Origin of the sequence: Streptacidiphilus fuscans (genome assembly GCF_015690355.1) — a bacterium.
GTDB lineage: Bacteria > Actinomycetota > Actinomycetes > Streptomycetales > Streptomycetaceae > Streptacidiphilus > Streptacidiphilus fuscans.
Genome location: NZ_JADPRT010000003.1, coordinates 544,821 through 559,839, shown reverse-complemented (window position 1 = coordinate 559,839; position 15,019 = coordinate 544,821). Strand labels below are relative to the sequence as shown.

At 70.3% G+C, this 15,019-nt stretch carries 12 protein-coding genes; 1 reads left to right on the top strand and 11 read right to left on the bottom strand.

The window, feature by feature from the left end:
- Positions 1-2: 2 nt before the first annotated feature.
- The 6 genes from I2501_RS09705 to kdpF all read right to left on the bottom strand — a co-directional run bounded on the left by I2501_RS09705 (position 3) and on the right by kdpF (position 7,936).
- Complete coding sequence (locus I2501_RS09705) at positions 3-689, bottom strand: response regulator (protein WP_196193455.1); 687 nt, start codon at positions 687-689, stop codon at positions 3-5.
- Positions 686-3,328: an ATP-binding protein gene (locus tag I2501_RS09700; RefSeq protein WP_196193454.1), complete on the bottom strand. Its 2,643-nt coding sequence runs from the start codon at positions 3,326-3,328 to the stop codon at positions 686-688. The genes I2501_RS09705 and I2501_RS09700 overlap by 4 nt, the downstream gene beginning before the upstream one ends.
- A 79-nt stretch (positions 3,329-3,407) precedes the next feature.
- Positions 3,408-4,004, bottom strand: coding sequence for a potassium-transporting ATPase subunit KdpC (gene kdpC / locus I2501_RS09695; protein WP_196193453.1), 597 nt, complete (start codon positions 4,002-4,004; stop codon positions 3,408-3,410).
- A gap of 21 nt (positions 4,005-4,025) precedes the next feature.
- Positions 4,026-6,179, bottom strand: coding sequence for a potassium-transporting ATPase subunit KdpB (gene kdpB / locus I2501_RS09690; protein WP_196193452.1), 2,154 nt, complete (start codon positions 6,177-6,179; stop codon positions 4,026-4,028).
- Complete coding sequence (kdpA, locus tag I2501_RS09685) at positions 6,179-7,843, bottom strand: potassium-transporting ATPase subunit KdpA (protein ID WP_196193451.1); 1,665 nt, start codon at positions 7,841-7,843, stop codon at positions 6,179-6,181. The genes kdpB and kdpA overlap by 1 nt, the downstream gene beginning before the upstream one ends.
- 3 nt (positions 7,844-7,846) lie before the next feature.
- Positions 7,847-7,936 carry a K(+)-transporting ATPase subunit F gene (kdpF, locus tag I2501_RS09680; protein ID WP_196193450.1) on the bottom strand — a complete coding sequence of 30 codons (90 nt, stop codon included), beginning with the start codon at positions 7,934-7,936 and terminating at the stop codon, positions 7,847-7,849.
- A 395-nt stretch (positions 7,937-8,331) separates the two neighbouring features.
- Here kdpF and I2501_RS09675 point away from each other — a divergent pair, with 395 nt between their 5' ends.
- Positions 8,332-8,787 (top strand): hypothetical protein, encoded by a 456-nt coding sequence (locus I2501_RS09675; protein WP_196193449.1) that lies wholly within the window; start codon positions 8,332-8,334, stop codon positions 8,785-8,787.
- 12 nt (positions 8,788-8,799) lie between these two features.
- Here I2501_RS09675 and I2501_RS09670 read toward each other — a convergent pair whose 3' ends face one another.
- The 5 genes from I2501_RS09670 to I2501_RS09650 all read right to left on the bottom strand — a co-directional run bounded on the left by I2501_RS09670 (position 8,800) and on the right by I2501_RS09650 (position 14,914).
- Positions 8,800-10,125 (bottom strand): ABC transporter ATP-binding protein, encoded by a 1,326-nt coding sequence (locus I2501_RS09670; protein WP_196193448.1) that lies wholly within the window; start codon positions 10,123-10,125, stop codon positions 8,800-8,802.
- A 55-nt stretch (positions 10,126-10,180) separates the two neighbouring features.
- Complete coding sequence (locus I2501_RS09665) at positions 10,181-11,935, bottom strand: ABC transporter permease (protein WP_196193447.1); 1,755 nt, start codon at positions 11,933-11,935, stop codon at positions 10,181-10,183.
- Positions 11,936-12,056: 121 nt separating this feature from the next.
- The gene (locus I2501_RS09660) at positions 12,057-13,628 is read right to left on the bottom strand and encodes a hypothetical protein (protein ID WP_196193446.1); all 1,572 of its coding nucleotides are present in this window, start codon (positions 13,626-13,628) and stop codon (positions 12,057-12,059) included.
- 163 nt (positions 13,629-13,791) lie between these two features.
- A complete protein-coding gene (locus tag I2501_RS09655; RefSeq protein WP_196193445.1) occupies positions 13,792-14,097 on the bottom strand; it encodes a hypothetical protein in 306 nt (101 codons plus the stop codon).
- 55 nt (positions 14,098-14,152) lie between these two features.
- On the bottom strand, positions 14,153-14,914 hold the full coding sequence (locus I2501_RS09650) for a DedA family protein (protein WP_196193444.1): 762 nt from the start codon (positions 14,912-14,914) through the stop codon (positions 14,153-14,155).
- Between the last annotated feature and the right edge of the window lie 105 nt (positions 14,915-15,019).

Below are 15,019 nucleotides of genomic sequence, written 5' to 3'. Positions count from 1 at the left end.
TCTCACGGCTCGAAGCGGTAGCCCATCCCCGGCTCGGTGAGCAGGTACCGGGGGTGGGCCGGGTCCGGCTCCAACTTGCGTCGCAGGCCTGCGAAGTAGACGCGCAGGTAGTTGGTCTTGTCGTCCCGGCCAGGCCCCCAGACGCGCTGGAGGATGGTCCGGCCGGTGACCAGCCGTCCCGGGTTCTGCACCAGGACGGACAGGATCCGCCACTCGGTCGGCGTCAGCCGGACCGGCGAGCCGTCGCCGCTCGCCGGGCGGACCACGCAGCTGTCCAGGTCGATCACGTAGTCGCCCAGCCGGATCGGTGCGGTGACCATGTCCTCGCTGGTCGGGCGGCGCAGCGCGGCGCGCAGCCGGGCCAGCAGCTCGTTCATGGCGAAGGGCTTGGTGACGTAGTCGTCCGCGCCCGCGTCCAGCGCGCTGACCTTCTCGGTGGAGTCCGCGCGGCCGGAGAGCACGATCACCGGGACCGCGCTCCAGGCGCGCAGCGCGTGGATGACCTGGATGCCGTCGATCTCCGGCAGGCCGAGGTCGAGGATGATCGCGTCCGGCGGGTTGCGGGTCGCCTCCGTCAGCGCGCGGCGCCCGTCGGTCGCGGTGGCGACCGTGTAGCGGCGGGCCTGGAGATTGATCTGCAGGGCCTTCAGCATCTGGGGCTCGTCGTCGACGACGAGGACTCGGGTCATGCCGACAGTTCCCCCTGTTCGGTGACGTGGTGTGCTTCGGCGTCCGGTTCGGGATCGTCGTGGTGGTGCTGGTCGTGGTGGTCGAGTTCGTGGCCGTCGAGCTCGTGGTCGTGCTCGTCGTGGTCGTGCTCGGTGGTGTCCGCCGGGATGGAGAGGACCATGGTCAGGCCGCCGCCGGGGGTGTCCTCAGGGGTCAGCGTGCCGCCCATGGCCTCGGTGAGGCCGCGGGCCAGCGCCAGGCCCAGGCCGACGCCGGTCTCGTTGTCGTTGTCGCCGAGGCGCTGGAACGGCTGGAAGATCCGGTCCCGGTCCTCCTCGGGCAGGCCCACGCCGCGGTCCACGACGCGCAGTTCGACCCGGTCGCCCAGGCTGCTCGCGCTCAGCAGCACCGGCTTGCCGTCGGCGTGACGCAGCGCGTTGCCGACCAGGTTGGCCACCACGCGTTCCAGCAGCGGGCCGTCGACGACGACGGCCGGGGTCTCGGTCAGGCCCTGGGTGTCGACCGCGACGTCGGCCATGGAGCTGGTCATGGAGGTGAGCGAGTCCAGGGCCAGCGACACCACGTCCTCCAGCGGCGTCGGATGCAGTTGCAGCGAGAGCGCGCCGGCTTGGAGGCGGCTCATGTCGAGCAGGTTCTCCACCAACCGGGTCAGCTTCTCCAGCGAGACCTCGGCGGTGGCGCGCCGCTCCCGCGGGTCCTCGGGCGTGACCTCGACGGCGGCGCCCCCCCCCCCCGACACCGAGGCCAACGCGACGGCCAGCGGCGTGCGCAGGTCGTGGCTGACGGCGGCGAGCAGCGCCGTGCGGAGCCGGTCGGCGGCCTTGACGGGTTCGACCTCGGCCGCGGCCTCCGCCAGCCGGGTCCGTTCCAGGGCGACGGCGACGTGCGCGGCGAAGGCGGCGAGGACGCGGCGGTCGGAGGCGGGCAGCGGACGGCCGCGCAGCACCAGCGAGGCGCCGGTGCCGACCGGGACCGCCTCCGTGCCCGGCACGGCCGCCAACTCGTCCGGCTCGACGACGCGTTCGACCAGCTCGACGCTGTCCATGGCGAAGGTCTCGCGCAGCCGGTCCAGCAGCGCGGGCACCGCCTGGTCGCCGCGGAGCACGCTTCCGGCGAGGCCGGAGAGCGTCTCGGCCTCGGCCGTGGCGCGGGCGGCGCGGCCGGAGAGTTTGGTCGCGGTGTCGACGATCCCGGCCACCACGATGCCGACCAGCGCGAAGACGGCCAGCGCCAGCACGTTGTTGGGCTCGGCGATGGTCAGCGAGTGGACCGGCGGGATGAAGTAGTAGTTGAGCAGCAGCGACGCCACCACCGAGGCGACCAGCGCGGAGACGATCCCGCCGAGGCAGGAGATGCCGACCACCACGGCCAGGAAGAGCAGGGTGTCGCTGGTCAGGTTGATGGCGTGCCGGGTCTGACACAGGATCAGGGTGAGCAGCGGCGGCAGCACCAGCCCGCAGGCGATCCCCGCCCAGCGGCGGGCGGTCGACCGCGCCACGCGGCGTCCGGGTGCGGCGGGCATGTGGCGTCCGCGCCCGGCCTCCTCGTGGGTGACCATGTGGACGTCGATGTCGCCGGAGAGTTCGACGGTGGTCTCGCCGATGCCGCGTCCGGCGGTGAGCGCCCGGCGCAGGGTGCCGCGGCGGCTGGTGCCGAGGACGAGTTGGGTGGCGTTGGAGGCGCGGGCGAAGTCCAGGAGTGCCTGGGGGATGTTGTCGCCGACGACGGAGTGGAAGCTGCCGCCGAGGGATTCGACCAGGTGGCGTTGGGTGGCGAGGGCGGCGGGGTTGGCGTCGGCGAGGCCGTCGCTGCGGGCGACGTGGACGGCGAGCAGGGCGCCGCTGCCCGCGCGGTCGGCGATGCGGGCGGCGCGGCGGATCAGGGTCTCGCCCTCGGATCCGCCGGTCAGGGCGACGACGACGCGTTCGCGGGTCTCCCAGACCTTGCTGATCTCGTGCTCGGCGCGGTAGCGCTGCATGCCCTCGTCGACGCGTCCGGCCAGCCAGAGCAGGGCCAGTTCGCGCAGGGCGGTGAGGTTGCCGACGCGGAAGTAGTTGGAGAGGGCGGCGTCGACCTTCTCTGCGGTGTAGACGTTGCCGTGAGCCATCCGGCGGCGCAGGCCCTCGGGGGCCATGTCGACCAGCTCGATCTGGTCCGCCCGGCGCACCACCTCGTCCGGGACGGTCTCGCGCTGCGGCACGCCCGTGATCTTCTGCACCACGTCGTTCAGCGATTCGAGATGCTGCACGTTGACCGTGGTCAGCACGTCGATACCGGCGTCCAGCAGCTCCTGGACGTCCTGCCAGCGCTTGGCGTGCCTACCGCCGGGGATGTTGGAGTGGGCGAGCTCGTCCACCAGCGCCACCTGCGGGCGGCGGGCGATCACGGCGTCGGTGTCGAGCTCGGTGAACCGGCCGCCGCGGTACTCGCGTTCGAGCCGCGGCATGACGTCGAGACCCTCCAGCAGGGTCTCGGTGTGCGGCCGTTTGTGGCACTCGACGAACGCCACGACCACGTCCTGGCCACGCTGGAAACGGCGATGGGCCTCGTCCAGCATCTTGTAGGTCTTGCCCACGCCTGGCGCCGACCCGAGGAAGACCTTCAGCCTTCCCCTACCGGTGCCGGTGGTTGCCGCCATTGTCGCCGTGCCTCCTTCGCCGCCCGCTCGACGACTGCCGCTGACCGACCGCAGCGCGGTCGGTCAGCGGATCGATGGATCAACCGAGCTGGTTCAGGGCCAGGTTGAGCTGGAGGACGTCGACGCGGGGCTCACCCAGGAAGCCCAGCGTACGGTCCTGGGTGTACTTCTTGACGAGCGCCTCGACCTGGGAGGCCGAGACTCCGCGCGCCTTGGCGACACGGTTGACCTGGATGGCCGCGTAGGCCGGGCTGATGTCCGGGTCCAGACCGGAGCCGGACGAGGTGACCGCGTCCGCCGGGACCGCGCTCTCCGGAACGCCGTCGAACTTCGCGATCTGGGCCTTGAGCGCGGTGTAGGTCGCGGCCAGACCGGCGTCGTTGGTGCCCTTGTTGGTGGCGCCGGAAGCGGTCGGGTCGTAGCCCTTGCCTGCGGCGGAGGGCCGGGACTGGAGGTACTTCGGGTTGTTGCCGAAGTCCTGGCCGATCAGCGAGGAGCCGACGACCTGGCCCTTGGTGTTCTTGACCATCGAGCCGTTGGCCTGGCTGCTGAACGCGGTCTGCGAGATCCCGGTGATCACCAGGGGGTAGAGCAGGCCGCAGAGCACGGTGAACAGGAGCAGGATCCGCAGGCCGGTGAGGTGGTTCCGCACCGAGGTGGGGAGGGGCTTAGCCATGATGATTCACGCCACTTCTGGTCAGTGCAGGCCGGGGATGAACTGGACGACCAGGTCGATCGCCTTGATGCCGACGAACGGCAGGATCAGTCCGCCGACGCCGTAGATGCCCAGGTTGCGGCGGAGCAGCGACTGGGACGAGGACGGCTTGTACGTCACGCCGCGCAGCGCCAGCGGGATCAGGCCGATGATGATCAGCGCGTTGAAGATGATCGCCGAGGTGATCGCCGACATCGGGCTGTGCAGGTGCATGATGTTGAGCTTGTTCAGCCCCGGGTAGACCACCGCGAACATGGCCGGGATGATCGCGAAGTACTTCGCGACGTCGTTGGCGATGGAGAAGGTGGTCAGCGCACCGCGAGTGATCAGGAGCTGCTTGCCGATCTCGACGATCTCGATCAGCTTGGTCGGGTTGGAGTCGAGATCCACCATGTTCCCGGCCTCCTTGGCGGCCGAGGTACCGGTGTTCATGGCCACGCCGACATCAGCCTGGGCCAGGGCCGGGGCGTCGTTGGTGCCGTCACCGGTCATGGCGACCAGGCGGCCGCCCTCCTGCTCCTTCTTGATCAGGGCCATCTTGTCCTCGGGAGTCGCCTCCGCGAGGAAGTCGTCCACGCCCGCCTCCTCGGCGATCGCGGCGGCCGTCAGCGGGTTGTCACCCGTGATCATGACCGTCTTGATGCCCATGGCGCGCATCTCCGCGAAGCGCTCCTTGATACCGGGCTTGACGACGTCCTTCAGGTAGATGACACCCAAGACCCGAGCGGGCTCCGAGCCCTGCTTCTCCGCCACCACCAGCGGCGTGCCACCGAGGTTGGAGATGCGCTCGACCGCGACGTCCAGCTCGTTGCTGGTCCGGCCGCCGTTCTCGACCACCCAGGAGGCGACGGAAGCCGCCGCGCCCTTGCGGACCGACTCGCCGTCGACGTCGACGCCGGACATGCGGGTCTGGGCGGTGAACTCGATCCACTCGGCCCCCGCAAGCACAGACAACTCGCCCTGCGCACGCTCGCGCAGACCGTACTTCTCCTTGGCCAGCACCACGATGGAACGGCCCTCGGGGGTCTCGTCCGCCAGGGACGAGAGCTGCGCGGCGTTGGCCAGCGCCTGCTGGTCCACGTCGCCGACGGTCACGAACTCGGCGGCCTGGCGGTTGCCGAAGGTGATGGTGCCGGTCTTGTCGAGCAGCAGCGTGGAGACGTCACCGGCGGCCTCGACCGCGCGGCCCGACATCGCGAGCACGTTGCGCTGCACCAGCCGGTCCATGCCGGCGATGCCGATCGCGGAGAGCAGCGCGCCGATCGTGGTCGGGATCAGTGCCACCAGCAGGGACACCAGAACGACGATCGTCTGCGGCGCACCGGCGTACTTCGCCATCGGCTGCAGCGTGACAACTGCCAGCAGGAAGACGATGGTGAGGGACGCCAGCAGGATGTTGAGCGCGATCTCGTTCGGCGTCTTCTGCCGAGCGGCACCCTCGACCAGCGCGATCATGCGGTCGATGAAGGTCTTGCCCGGCTCGGACGTGATCTTCACGACGACCCGGTCCGACAGCACCTTCGTGCCACCGGTCACCGCGCTGCGGTCACCACCCGACTCACGGATCACGGGCGCGGACTCACCGGTGATCGCCGACTCGTCCACGCTCGCAACGCCCTCGACGACGTCGCCGTCACCGGGGATGACCTGACCGGCCTCGACCAACACGTGGTCGCCGAGGCGCAGTTCGGTGGCCGCGACCTCCTCCTCGCGCACCTCGGAGGCGGGCATGCCCGGCGTCCAGTCGCCGACGACGCGGCGGGCGACCGTGTCGGTCTTGGTCTTGCGCAGGGTGTCGGCCTGCGCCTTGCCGCGGCCCTCGGCCACGGCCTCGGCCAGGTTGGCGAAGACGACGGTCAGCCACAGCCAGACGGTGATCACCCACGCGAAGACGCTGGGCTTCTCGATCGCGGACAGCGTGGTGAGCAGCGAGCCGACCTCGACCACGAACATGACCGGGTTCTTGAACATCACCCGGGGGTCGAGCTTCTTACAGGCGTCCGGGAAGGACTTGAGCAGCTGCTTGGGGTCGAGCAGGCCTCCGCCTATGCGGCGTTCGGTCTCCGCGGCCGGTGCGGCGGTCTCGTCGGCCGCAGCCACGGGCTGGATCTCTTCCTGGGTAGTGGGAGTGGACATCAGTGGAGGCCTTCCGCGAGCGGCCCGAGCGCCAGGGCCGGGAAGTAGGTGAGCCCGACGACGATGAGGATCACGCCGGACAACATGCCGACGAAGAGCGGGCTGTGGGTCTTGAGGGTGCCGGTCGACTCCGGCACGTGCTGCTGCTTGGCCAGCGAACCGGCGAGCGCCAGGACGAACACCATCGGCAGGAACCGGCCGAAGACCATGGCGAGGCCCAGCGCCTCCTGCCAGTGCGTGCTGGTGACGGTCAGTCCGGCAAAGGCCGAGCCGTTGTTGTTGGCGGCCGAGGTGAACGCGTAGAGGACCTCGGAGAAGCCGTGCGGCCCGGTGTTGTTCATGCCGCCGCTGTGACCGGCCTTCAGCGACATCGCAAGGCCGGTGCCGACCAGGACGATGGCCGGGGTCGCCAGGATGTAGAGCGAGGCGAACTTCATCTCGCGGGCGCCGAGCTTCTTGCCCAGGTACTCCGGCGTGCGGCCGACCATCAGACCGGCCACGAAGACGGTGACGATCGCGAGCATCAGGATGCCGTAGAGGCCCGAACCCGTACCGCCGGGCGCGATCTCACCGAACATCATGTTCAGGATCGTCACGCCGCCGCCGAGCGGAGTCAGCGAGTCGTGCGCGGCGTTGACCGCACCGGTCGAGGTGAGCGTGGTCGAAGCAGCGAACAGGGAGCTGCCCGGGATACCGAAGCGAACTTCCTTGCCCTCCATCGCCGCACCGGCGATGTGCGCGGCGATGCCCGAGTGCTGGTTCTCGAAGAACGTGATCAGCGCGGCGGACGCGGCCCAGTACAGGCCCATCACCGAGACGATCGCGTAGCCCTGCTTCTGCGACTTGACCATCGTGCCGAAGGTGCGGCACAGCGCGAACGAGATCACCAGCAGGAGGTAGATCTCCAACAGGTTGGTGAAGGGGTTCGGGTTCTCGAACGGGTGCGCCGAGTTGGCGTTGTAGAAGCCGCCACCGTTGGTGCCCAGCTCCTTGATGACCTCCTGCGAGGCCACCGGACCACCGGGGATCGACTGCGCGGTGCCGTTCAGCGTGTGCACGATCTGCGCGGCGTGCAGGTTCTCCACCACGCCGCTCGCGACCAGCACGATCGCGAAGACGATGGAGATGGGGAGCAGCACGCGGAGCACGATGCGGGTCAGGTCGACCCAGAAGTTGCCCAGCAGGTCGGTCTTCTGGCGAGTGAAGCCCCGGATCAGCGCGGCCACGACGGCGATGCCGACTGCGGCGGAGAGGAAGTTCTGGACCGCGAGGCCGCCCATCTGCACCAGGTGGCCCATGGTCGACTCACCCGAGTACGACTGCCAGTTGGTGTTGGTGACGAAGGAGATCGCGGTGTTCCAGGCCATCGCCGGCGAGACCGCGGGGAAGCCGAGCGACAGCCACAGGTGCTCCTGCAGCCGCTGGAACGCGTAGAGGAAGAGGACGGAGACGGCGGAGAACGCGAGCACCGAGCGCAGGTAGGACGCCCAGGTCTGCTCCGCGTCGCCGTCGACGCCGATCAGCTTGTAGATGCCGCGCTCGATCCGCAGATGCTTGCGGGTGGTGAGCACGTAGGCCAGGTAGTCGCCGAGCGGCCGGTAGGAGAGGGCGAGCGCGGCGACGAGCGCGAGGGCTTGCAGGAAGCCGGCGAGGGTCGGGTTCATCGGTTAGAACTTCTCCGGACGGATCAGGGCCGCGACAAGGTAGGCGACAAGGGCGATCGACACGACCAGCCCGATGATGTTGTCGGCGTTCACAGCCGCTCGACCCCCTTGACGATCAGGGCGAGGATCACGAACACCGCGACCGTCAGCCCTACGAAGAGCACGTCGGACATGTGGATGCACCTTCTGACGCGAGATCTGTTCCGCCGGTCGGATGACCCGGCGACCCGACCCAGGTAAGCGCACGTATGTGCGGTGTCAGCGAGCCTTAATGCCTCCCTTGCGGCCGTCAGCGCTTCCCATACGGCTTCTTTACGCCCAGGCGTCCGCTTCGTGACCTTCGACCCACTCGACTGTTACGTCCGTCGATCCTTAGGTGAACAGCGCATGGATCCCGTTAAAAACGAACCAGTGGGCGATATTGATCAGGTAATCTGAAGGCAGACAGGCCGCCAGGGCCTGTGATTCACGGAAAGAACCGATACGCCATGTCCGAGACCGCCGCCGCAGCAGTGACCGCCCGCGTCATCGTCGGTGTCCGCGACTCCGCCAAGGGACGCGCGCAGCTGCGCCGCGCCGCCGCGGAGGCCCGTCGGCAGCAGGCGGTCCTGGTCCCGGTCCTCGCCTGGTCCCCGGCGGGCGGCGAGCACCTCTACCGCACGCGCCCCTGCCCCGAGCTGGCCCGCGAGTGGGAGCAGCGCGCCTGCGCCAAGCTGGACGACGTCGTGGCGCAGACCCTGACCGGCGAGTCCGTCGCCGACGAGCAGCTGCCGGTCAGCGTCACCCCGGTCACCGTCCGCGCCGAGAGCCTGGCCGACGCCGTGGCCGCGATCGCCACCGGCGCGCACGACGAGGTCTTCACCGCCCCGGCCCGCGCGGGCGTCCTCACCCGCCTCGGGATGTACCGCCACGACCGCGGTCGCGGCGTCGCCCTGGCGCTCTGAGACCGCCCCGGGTCAGTTCCGCCCGTCGGCCGTTTCCAGCGTGAAGCGGCCGTCGTCGCGGTCGTACTCGTAGAGCTCGCCGTAGCGGCCCCAGTCGATCGCCGTCTCCAGCTGGCTGCGCGCGTCCTCCGCGGAGAAGCCGCGGCGGAGCAGGTCGAGGAAGAAGCCCTCGCGCAGGGTGTGGTCGTCGGTGCGGCCCAGCGCGGTGACGATGGTGCGGACCAGCGGTGCGTTCTCCTCCGCGTAGCGGGCGAAGAGCTGCTTGCTGGTGAGGATGTCCGCCGCGGTGAACTCACGGCCCGCGTCGGTGACCGCGATCCGCGGGCCGATGGTGCGGGCCAGGCCCAGCATCGTCGCCGCGTCGACCAGCGGGAGCAGGTCGTCGACCTCGAAGGTCAGCTCGTCGGCGATCTCGGCCAGACCGTCCTCGCCGCCGCGCGCGATCAGGATCTCGAGCAGACCGGCCATCCCTCCGACGCTCACGTCCGGCAGCGGGGCGGTGACCGGCGTCGGCGTGGGGGCCGGGCGCTCCGACGTCGACGGCGTGGCCGGGGGTTCGTCCCGGCCGGTGAGGATGCCGTAGACGGTGTCGACCAGCTCCTCGAACCCGGCGGTCTGCCGGTCGCGCGGACGCGCCAGGTCGACGTGCAGCTCGGCCTTGATCCGGCCGGGGTTGGAGGAGAGCACCAGGATGCGGTCGGCCAGCAGCACCGCCTCCTCGATGTTGTGGGTGACGATGAGGATCGCCTTGACCGGCGCCTCACGCCCGACCCACAGCCCGACCAGCTCGCCGCGCAGGTTCTCCGCCGTCAGCACGTCCAGCGCGGAGAACGGCTCGTCCATGAAGAGCGCGTCCGGCTCGACCACCAGCGCGCGGGCAAAGCCGACGCGCTGGCGCATGCCGCCACTGAGCTCCTTCGGGTACGCCCCCTCGAAGCCGTCCAGGCCGATCAGGTCGATCGCCTTGAGCGCCCGGTCGGCGCGCTCCTCCTCCGGGACGCCGCGCGCCTGCAGGCTGAGCTCGACGTTCTGCTGCACCGTCAGCCAGGGCAGCAGCGCGAAGGACTGGAACACCATGGCCACACCGGGATTGGCGCCGTTGAGCAGCTCGCCCCGGTAGCGGACGGTCCCCTGCGACGGCGCGATCAGCCCCGCCAGGCAGCGCAGCAGCGTCGACTTGCCCGAGCCGGACTTCCCGAGCAGCGCCACGATCTCGCCCTCGACCAGGGTCAGCCCGACGCCCTCCAGCACCGGCAGGGCACGGCCGTCGGGCGTGGTGAAGGTCTTGGTGACGTCCTCCGCCTCGACGATGACGGGGCGCGTGCCGGTGGGGGTCATCGCCTGTCTCCTTTCCCGGCTCTCACGGTTTCCCAGGTCTCACGTTTCCCGGCTCTCACAGCGCGTAGCGGGTCTCGGCCAGGCGGTACATCCGCCGCCAGAACAGCCGGTTGACGCCGACGACGTAGATGCTCATCACGCAGATACCCACCAGGATCTTGGGGAAGTCCCCGTCGCCCGTCGCCTGCGCGATGTACGCGCCGAGGCCGGTGGCCTCCAGGTGGTGGTTGCCGTAGTCGACGACCTCCGCGACGATCGACGCGTTCCACGCCCCGCCCGCCGCGGTGATCCCGCCGGTCACGTAGTAGGGGAAGATCGCCGGCAGGATGAACCTGCTCCAGCGCAGCCAGCCGTGGACCCCGAAGCCGGTCATCGCCTCGCGCAGGTCGGACGGGATCGCGGACGCCCCGGCGATCACGTTGAAGAGGATGTACCACTGCGCGCCCAGCGCCATCAGCAGGATCGACCCGATGTTGAGGGAGATCCCGAGGGCGACGAACGCGGCGGTCGCGAACGGGAAGAGGAAGTTCGCCGGAAAGCTGGCCAGCACCTGCACGACCGGCTGCGCGAACCGGATGACCTTGGGGTTCATCCCGATCCACACGCCGATCGGCACCCAGATCAGCGTGGCGAACACCAGCAGCACCACGACGCGCCCGAAGGTCGCCGCGCCCAGCCAGAACGCGTGCCAGAACTCCGCGAGCCCGACCGTCGAGTTCACGTAGCTGAGCGCCTGCCACGCGCCCCAGGCGACCAGCGCGGTGACCGCCCCCGCGAAGAAGACGTCACCGGTCCGCTCCCGGGCGACGGGCCGCGCCAGCGGGTGCTCGGCCAGGCCGAAGGGCCGGGCGGCCCGGTCGAGCGCCCGCCCGACCGGCTTGAGCGGCCTCCCGACCAGCTCCGGCACGCTGCTGCGACGCAGCAGGTCCAGCATCAGGCTCCGGGGCCGCTCCGCCGCGCCCGACTCCTCCACCCGGAACCGCTCCGACCAGGCGGTCATCGGCCGCCAGAAGAAGGCGTTGACGCCGATCACCATCACGACCATCACGGCGATGGCGATGCAGACCTGGCTCAGGTTCCCGTTGGCGATCGCGGCGGCGGCGTAGGAGCCGATCCCCGGCAGTGCGTAGTGGTGGTTGAGCACGCTGATCGACTCGGAGGCGGCCAGGAAGAACCAGGCGCCGCCGAAGCTCATCATCCCGTTCCAGATCAGCGGGATCATCCCCGACGGCACGTCCAGCCGCCAGAACCGCTGCCACTTGGTCAGCCGCATCACGCGCGCGGCCTCGTCCAGCTCGCGGGGCTGGGAGACGAGGGCGTAGTAGAAGGCGAAGGTCATGTTCCAGGCCATCGCGGTGAAGATCGCGAAGATCGACGCGCATTCGAGGCCGAGCTCGGAGCCCGGGAAGAGGTTGATGAACGCGGTCACGGTGACCGAGAGGAAGCCCAGGACGGGCACGGACTGGAGGATGTCCAGGATCGGCAGCAGCACCTTCTCGACCCGGCGCATCCGCGCTGCGGCGGTGGCGTAGACGAAGGTGAAGAGCACCGAGAGGATCAGCGCGATGAACATCCGCAGCAGCGAACGCACCGCGTAGTAGGGGAGGTTCGCGGGATCGGTCGACACCTGCGTGGGAGCGGTGCTCGGCAGGAACGGCGCGTTGAGACCGGGCGCGAGGCGCAGCAGGCCGTAGAGCAGGGCGACGATCGCGGCGGCGACGACCAGGTCCACCCACCGGTCCCCCACCCGCCACCACGAACCGGACCCGGGCTCCTCCCCGTTCGACGGGAACCCTCCCTGACCCGCCACCGCGTGTCTCCCTTGAGCGCGTGCCCCGTTCCCCTAGCCACTCAAACAGGCGGGTCCAGGAAGCGCAGCCGGGACAAGACGAACGGGTGACCAAAACCTGGTGACGGTCCGTGGCAACACCTCAGCGGAATTCCTTCAGGCGGGGCCAAGCGCCTGCGCCGAGCAGGAGTACCACCACCGCCATCCCCCCGACCAGCACCCACTCGTCCCCGCCCGCGCTGTTCGCGCCCGTCGCCGCGGCGGACTCGTACGCGTTCTCGTTGATCCCGATCAACGCCTGCAGCGCGGCGTCCTGCGCGTTGAAGTCCGCGTTGGAGCCGCCGGGGGCCAGGCTCGTGCCGTAGGCGATGGCCTGTTCCAGGTGGCCGGACTGGACCAGAGCGCGGATCTTGCGGTCGTCACGTTCGTACGCCTGGTACGCGAGCAGCGTCTTCTCCGCCGCCGCCCGCTCGCCGGGGAAGGTGATGTTGCGGAACTCGTCGCCGAAGTACCCGGTGAACCCGACGTTCGCGTTGTTCTGCTGGTACGCGCTGATCGCGGACGCCAGCGCCCCGTCGTACTGGAAGATCCCGGCGTTGCCGACATCGGCTATGTCGTCCGAGTCCTGCTGGAAGGCCTGCTGGTACTGGGCGGCCCGGCCCTGGTCCAGCAGGTAGCGGCTCTCGTCGGCGTTCGCGTCGTAGATGACCGCGCGGGCGTGGGTGAGGGCGACGACCGAGTCGTACGCGGAGATCCGGGCGGTGGTCAGGTCGTTCCGCTCGGTCGAGAAGAGCGAACCGGCCAGGCCCAGCAGCACCGCGGTCAGGACCGTCGCCGCCGCCATGGCCACGTTGACGACCCGGCGGAAGCTGCGGGTCAGCCAGATCTGGGTGGCCAGCATGGCCACCAGCAGCGCTCCGCCGAGCAGCACCAGCCACAGTCCGGCCGTGCCGAGCGCGGAGCTCTCGGAGCGGTAACTCTGCTCGAACCCGCTGTCGTTGGCCTGGATCAGCTGCTCCGCCGCAGGCATCAGCTGAGTCCGCATCAGGTCGGTGGCCTGGCGGTACTCGGTGAGCGCCGCCGGGTCCGGGTGGCCGGCCGGGGCGTCGGCGTGGGCGTTGAGGGCCAGCGCGCGGGCTGCCAGGTCCTGGTAGTTGCCCATGTTGTCGAGGACCTGGCTGAGCGCCTTCTGCGCGGCGGCGTTGCCCGCCGCGTCGAGGGTGGCGGCCTGGAGGTCGTGGTCGGCGGTGACCCGGTCCTGGGCGTACCCGGTTCGGGCGGTGACCAGGTTCTTTGACAGCTGCGGGTCGTTGCCGAACGCCAGCTGGTTGGCCGCCTGGGCGTCCATGTCGGTCAGCGCCTGGTAGAGCCCGCCCGCGTCGGTGACCTGCGGCGCCTCGTGGCCGGTGATGTCGCTCCAGGTGCTCGCCGCGCCGGAGACCGACCCGAGCAGCACCGCGCCGAGCAGGACGGCCAGCGTCGCGCAGCCTGCGGCGGCCCAGCGCAGACGCGCCGGGACCGTCAGCTGCCTGCCACCTCCGCCCTGACCGCCGCGCCCGCGTCGGGACAGCCGGGCGGCTCGGCCGGCCGCTCCGGGCGTCGCGGGTCCCCCCGGTCCCGGCGATCCCCCTGGTTCCCCCGATCCCCCCGTCCCCCCGGCGCTTGTCGCGCCGCTGGATGCGGCCTCCGGAGCCCGTTCCCCGACCGTAGTCATCCCCGCCTGAGCCTTCTTCCCGATTCGGCCTCTCGACCTCGGGCCTCACTCTCCTGCGGGGCGGCGCACGGAAGCGGCTGTCCTGACGCGCTTTTGACGCTCGGACAGGTGTTCTTGACGGGTTGTTGACGCCCCTGACCGGGGCTGGCGGGCGGTCCCCGGATCAGGCAGGCACGCTCTCCGGCATCGGCAGCCGGCGGCCCTCGATCAGCAGGGTGCAGATGGGCGTGTGCGGACGGTGGCCGCCGTGGTGCGGGTGGTCGATCCGGACGCTGATCGGCGTCGGCGGTTCGCCCGAGAGCTCGGCCTCCAGGACCGTGGTGGCCGGGTGGCGCTCGTGGCGGTAGCCGAGCTCCTTGCCGTCGACCAGGAGGAGGATGTCCTCGGTGCGCCAGGTGTAGCCGGTGCGCAGGTCGAGCGAGACGGAGTGGCCGTCGATGTCGAGGTGGTAGTGGTGCCGAGTGGCCATGCGGACCTCCGGAGGGCGTCCCCCCTCAGCTATCCACCATAGTCGCGCGGCTGCCTCAGCCGTCGTGCTCGCGGCCGTCGCGCTCGGGGCCGTCGCCCGCGTCGCCCTCGCGGCCGGCGTGGTCTCGGGCTTCGCCTTCGCTTTCGCTTTCGCCTTCGCGCTGGGGGCCTTCGCCCTCGCCCTCGCCCTCGCTCTCGCTCTCGCGCTCGGTCTCGCGCTCGCGGCGGTGGCGGCGCCAGGCGAAGACCCCGATCACGGCCACCACGATCACCGCGATCGCGATCGCCACCCACTTGCCCGCCTGCGCCTCGACCCGCTTGTACGCCTGCCCGGCGAAGTAGCCGAGCAGCGTGTAGCCGACCCCCCAGACCAGCCCGCCCAACGCGTTGAACAGCAGGAACGTGCGGTAGCGCATGTGCGAGATCCCGGCCAGGGCGGGCATCACGGCACGGAAGAAGGCGATGAACCGTCCGAAGAAGACGGCGGCGGCGCCGCGCTCCCGGATCATGTCCTTGGCCTTGCCGAGGTTCTCCTGGTGCCTGCGCAGCGGCCGGACGTCGAGAATCCGGTCGCCGAAGTGGTCGCCGATCAGGTACCCGACGCTGTCACCGAGGATCGCCGCGAAGACCACCACGGCCATCACGCCCCAGACGGAGACGTGGCCCTGGTTCGCCAGCACGCCCGCCAGCACCACCGCCGTCTCGCCGGGCAGGACGAAGCCGACGAAGAGCGCGTCCTCGCAGAAGACCAGGGCGCCGACCACCGCGTAGACCAGCGGGCCGGACAGGCCGCCCAGCCAGTCGACGATCGCTCCCATCCCGAGGTCTCTCCCTTCGTCCGTTCGCACGCACCGCGTCCGACCAGTCTGCGTGCCCGGCGTCTCCCCCGCCCGGAGGCACGGCAGACCAGGCGGGCCCTAGGC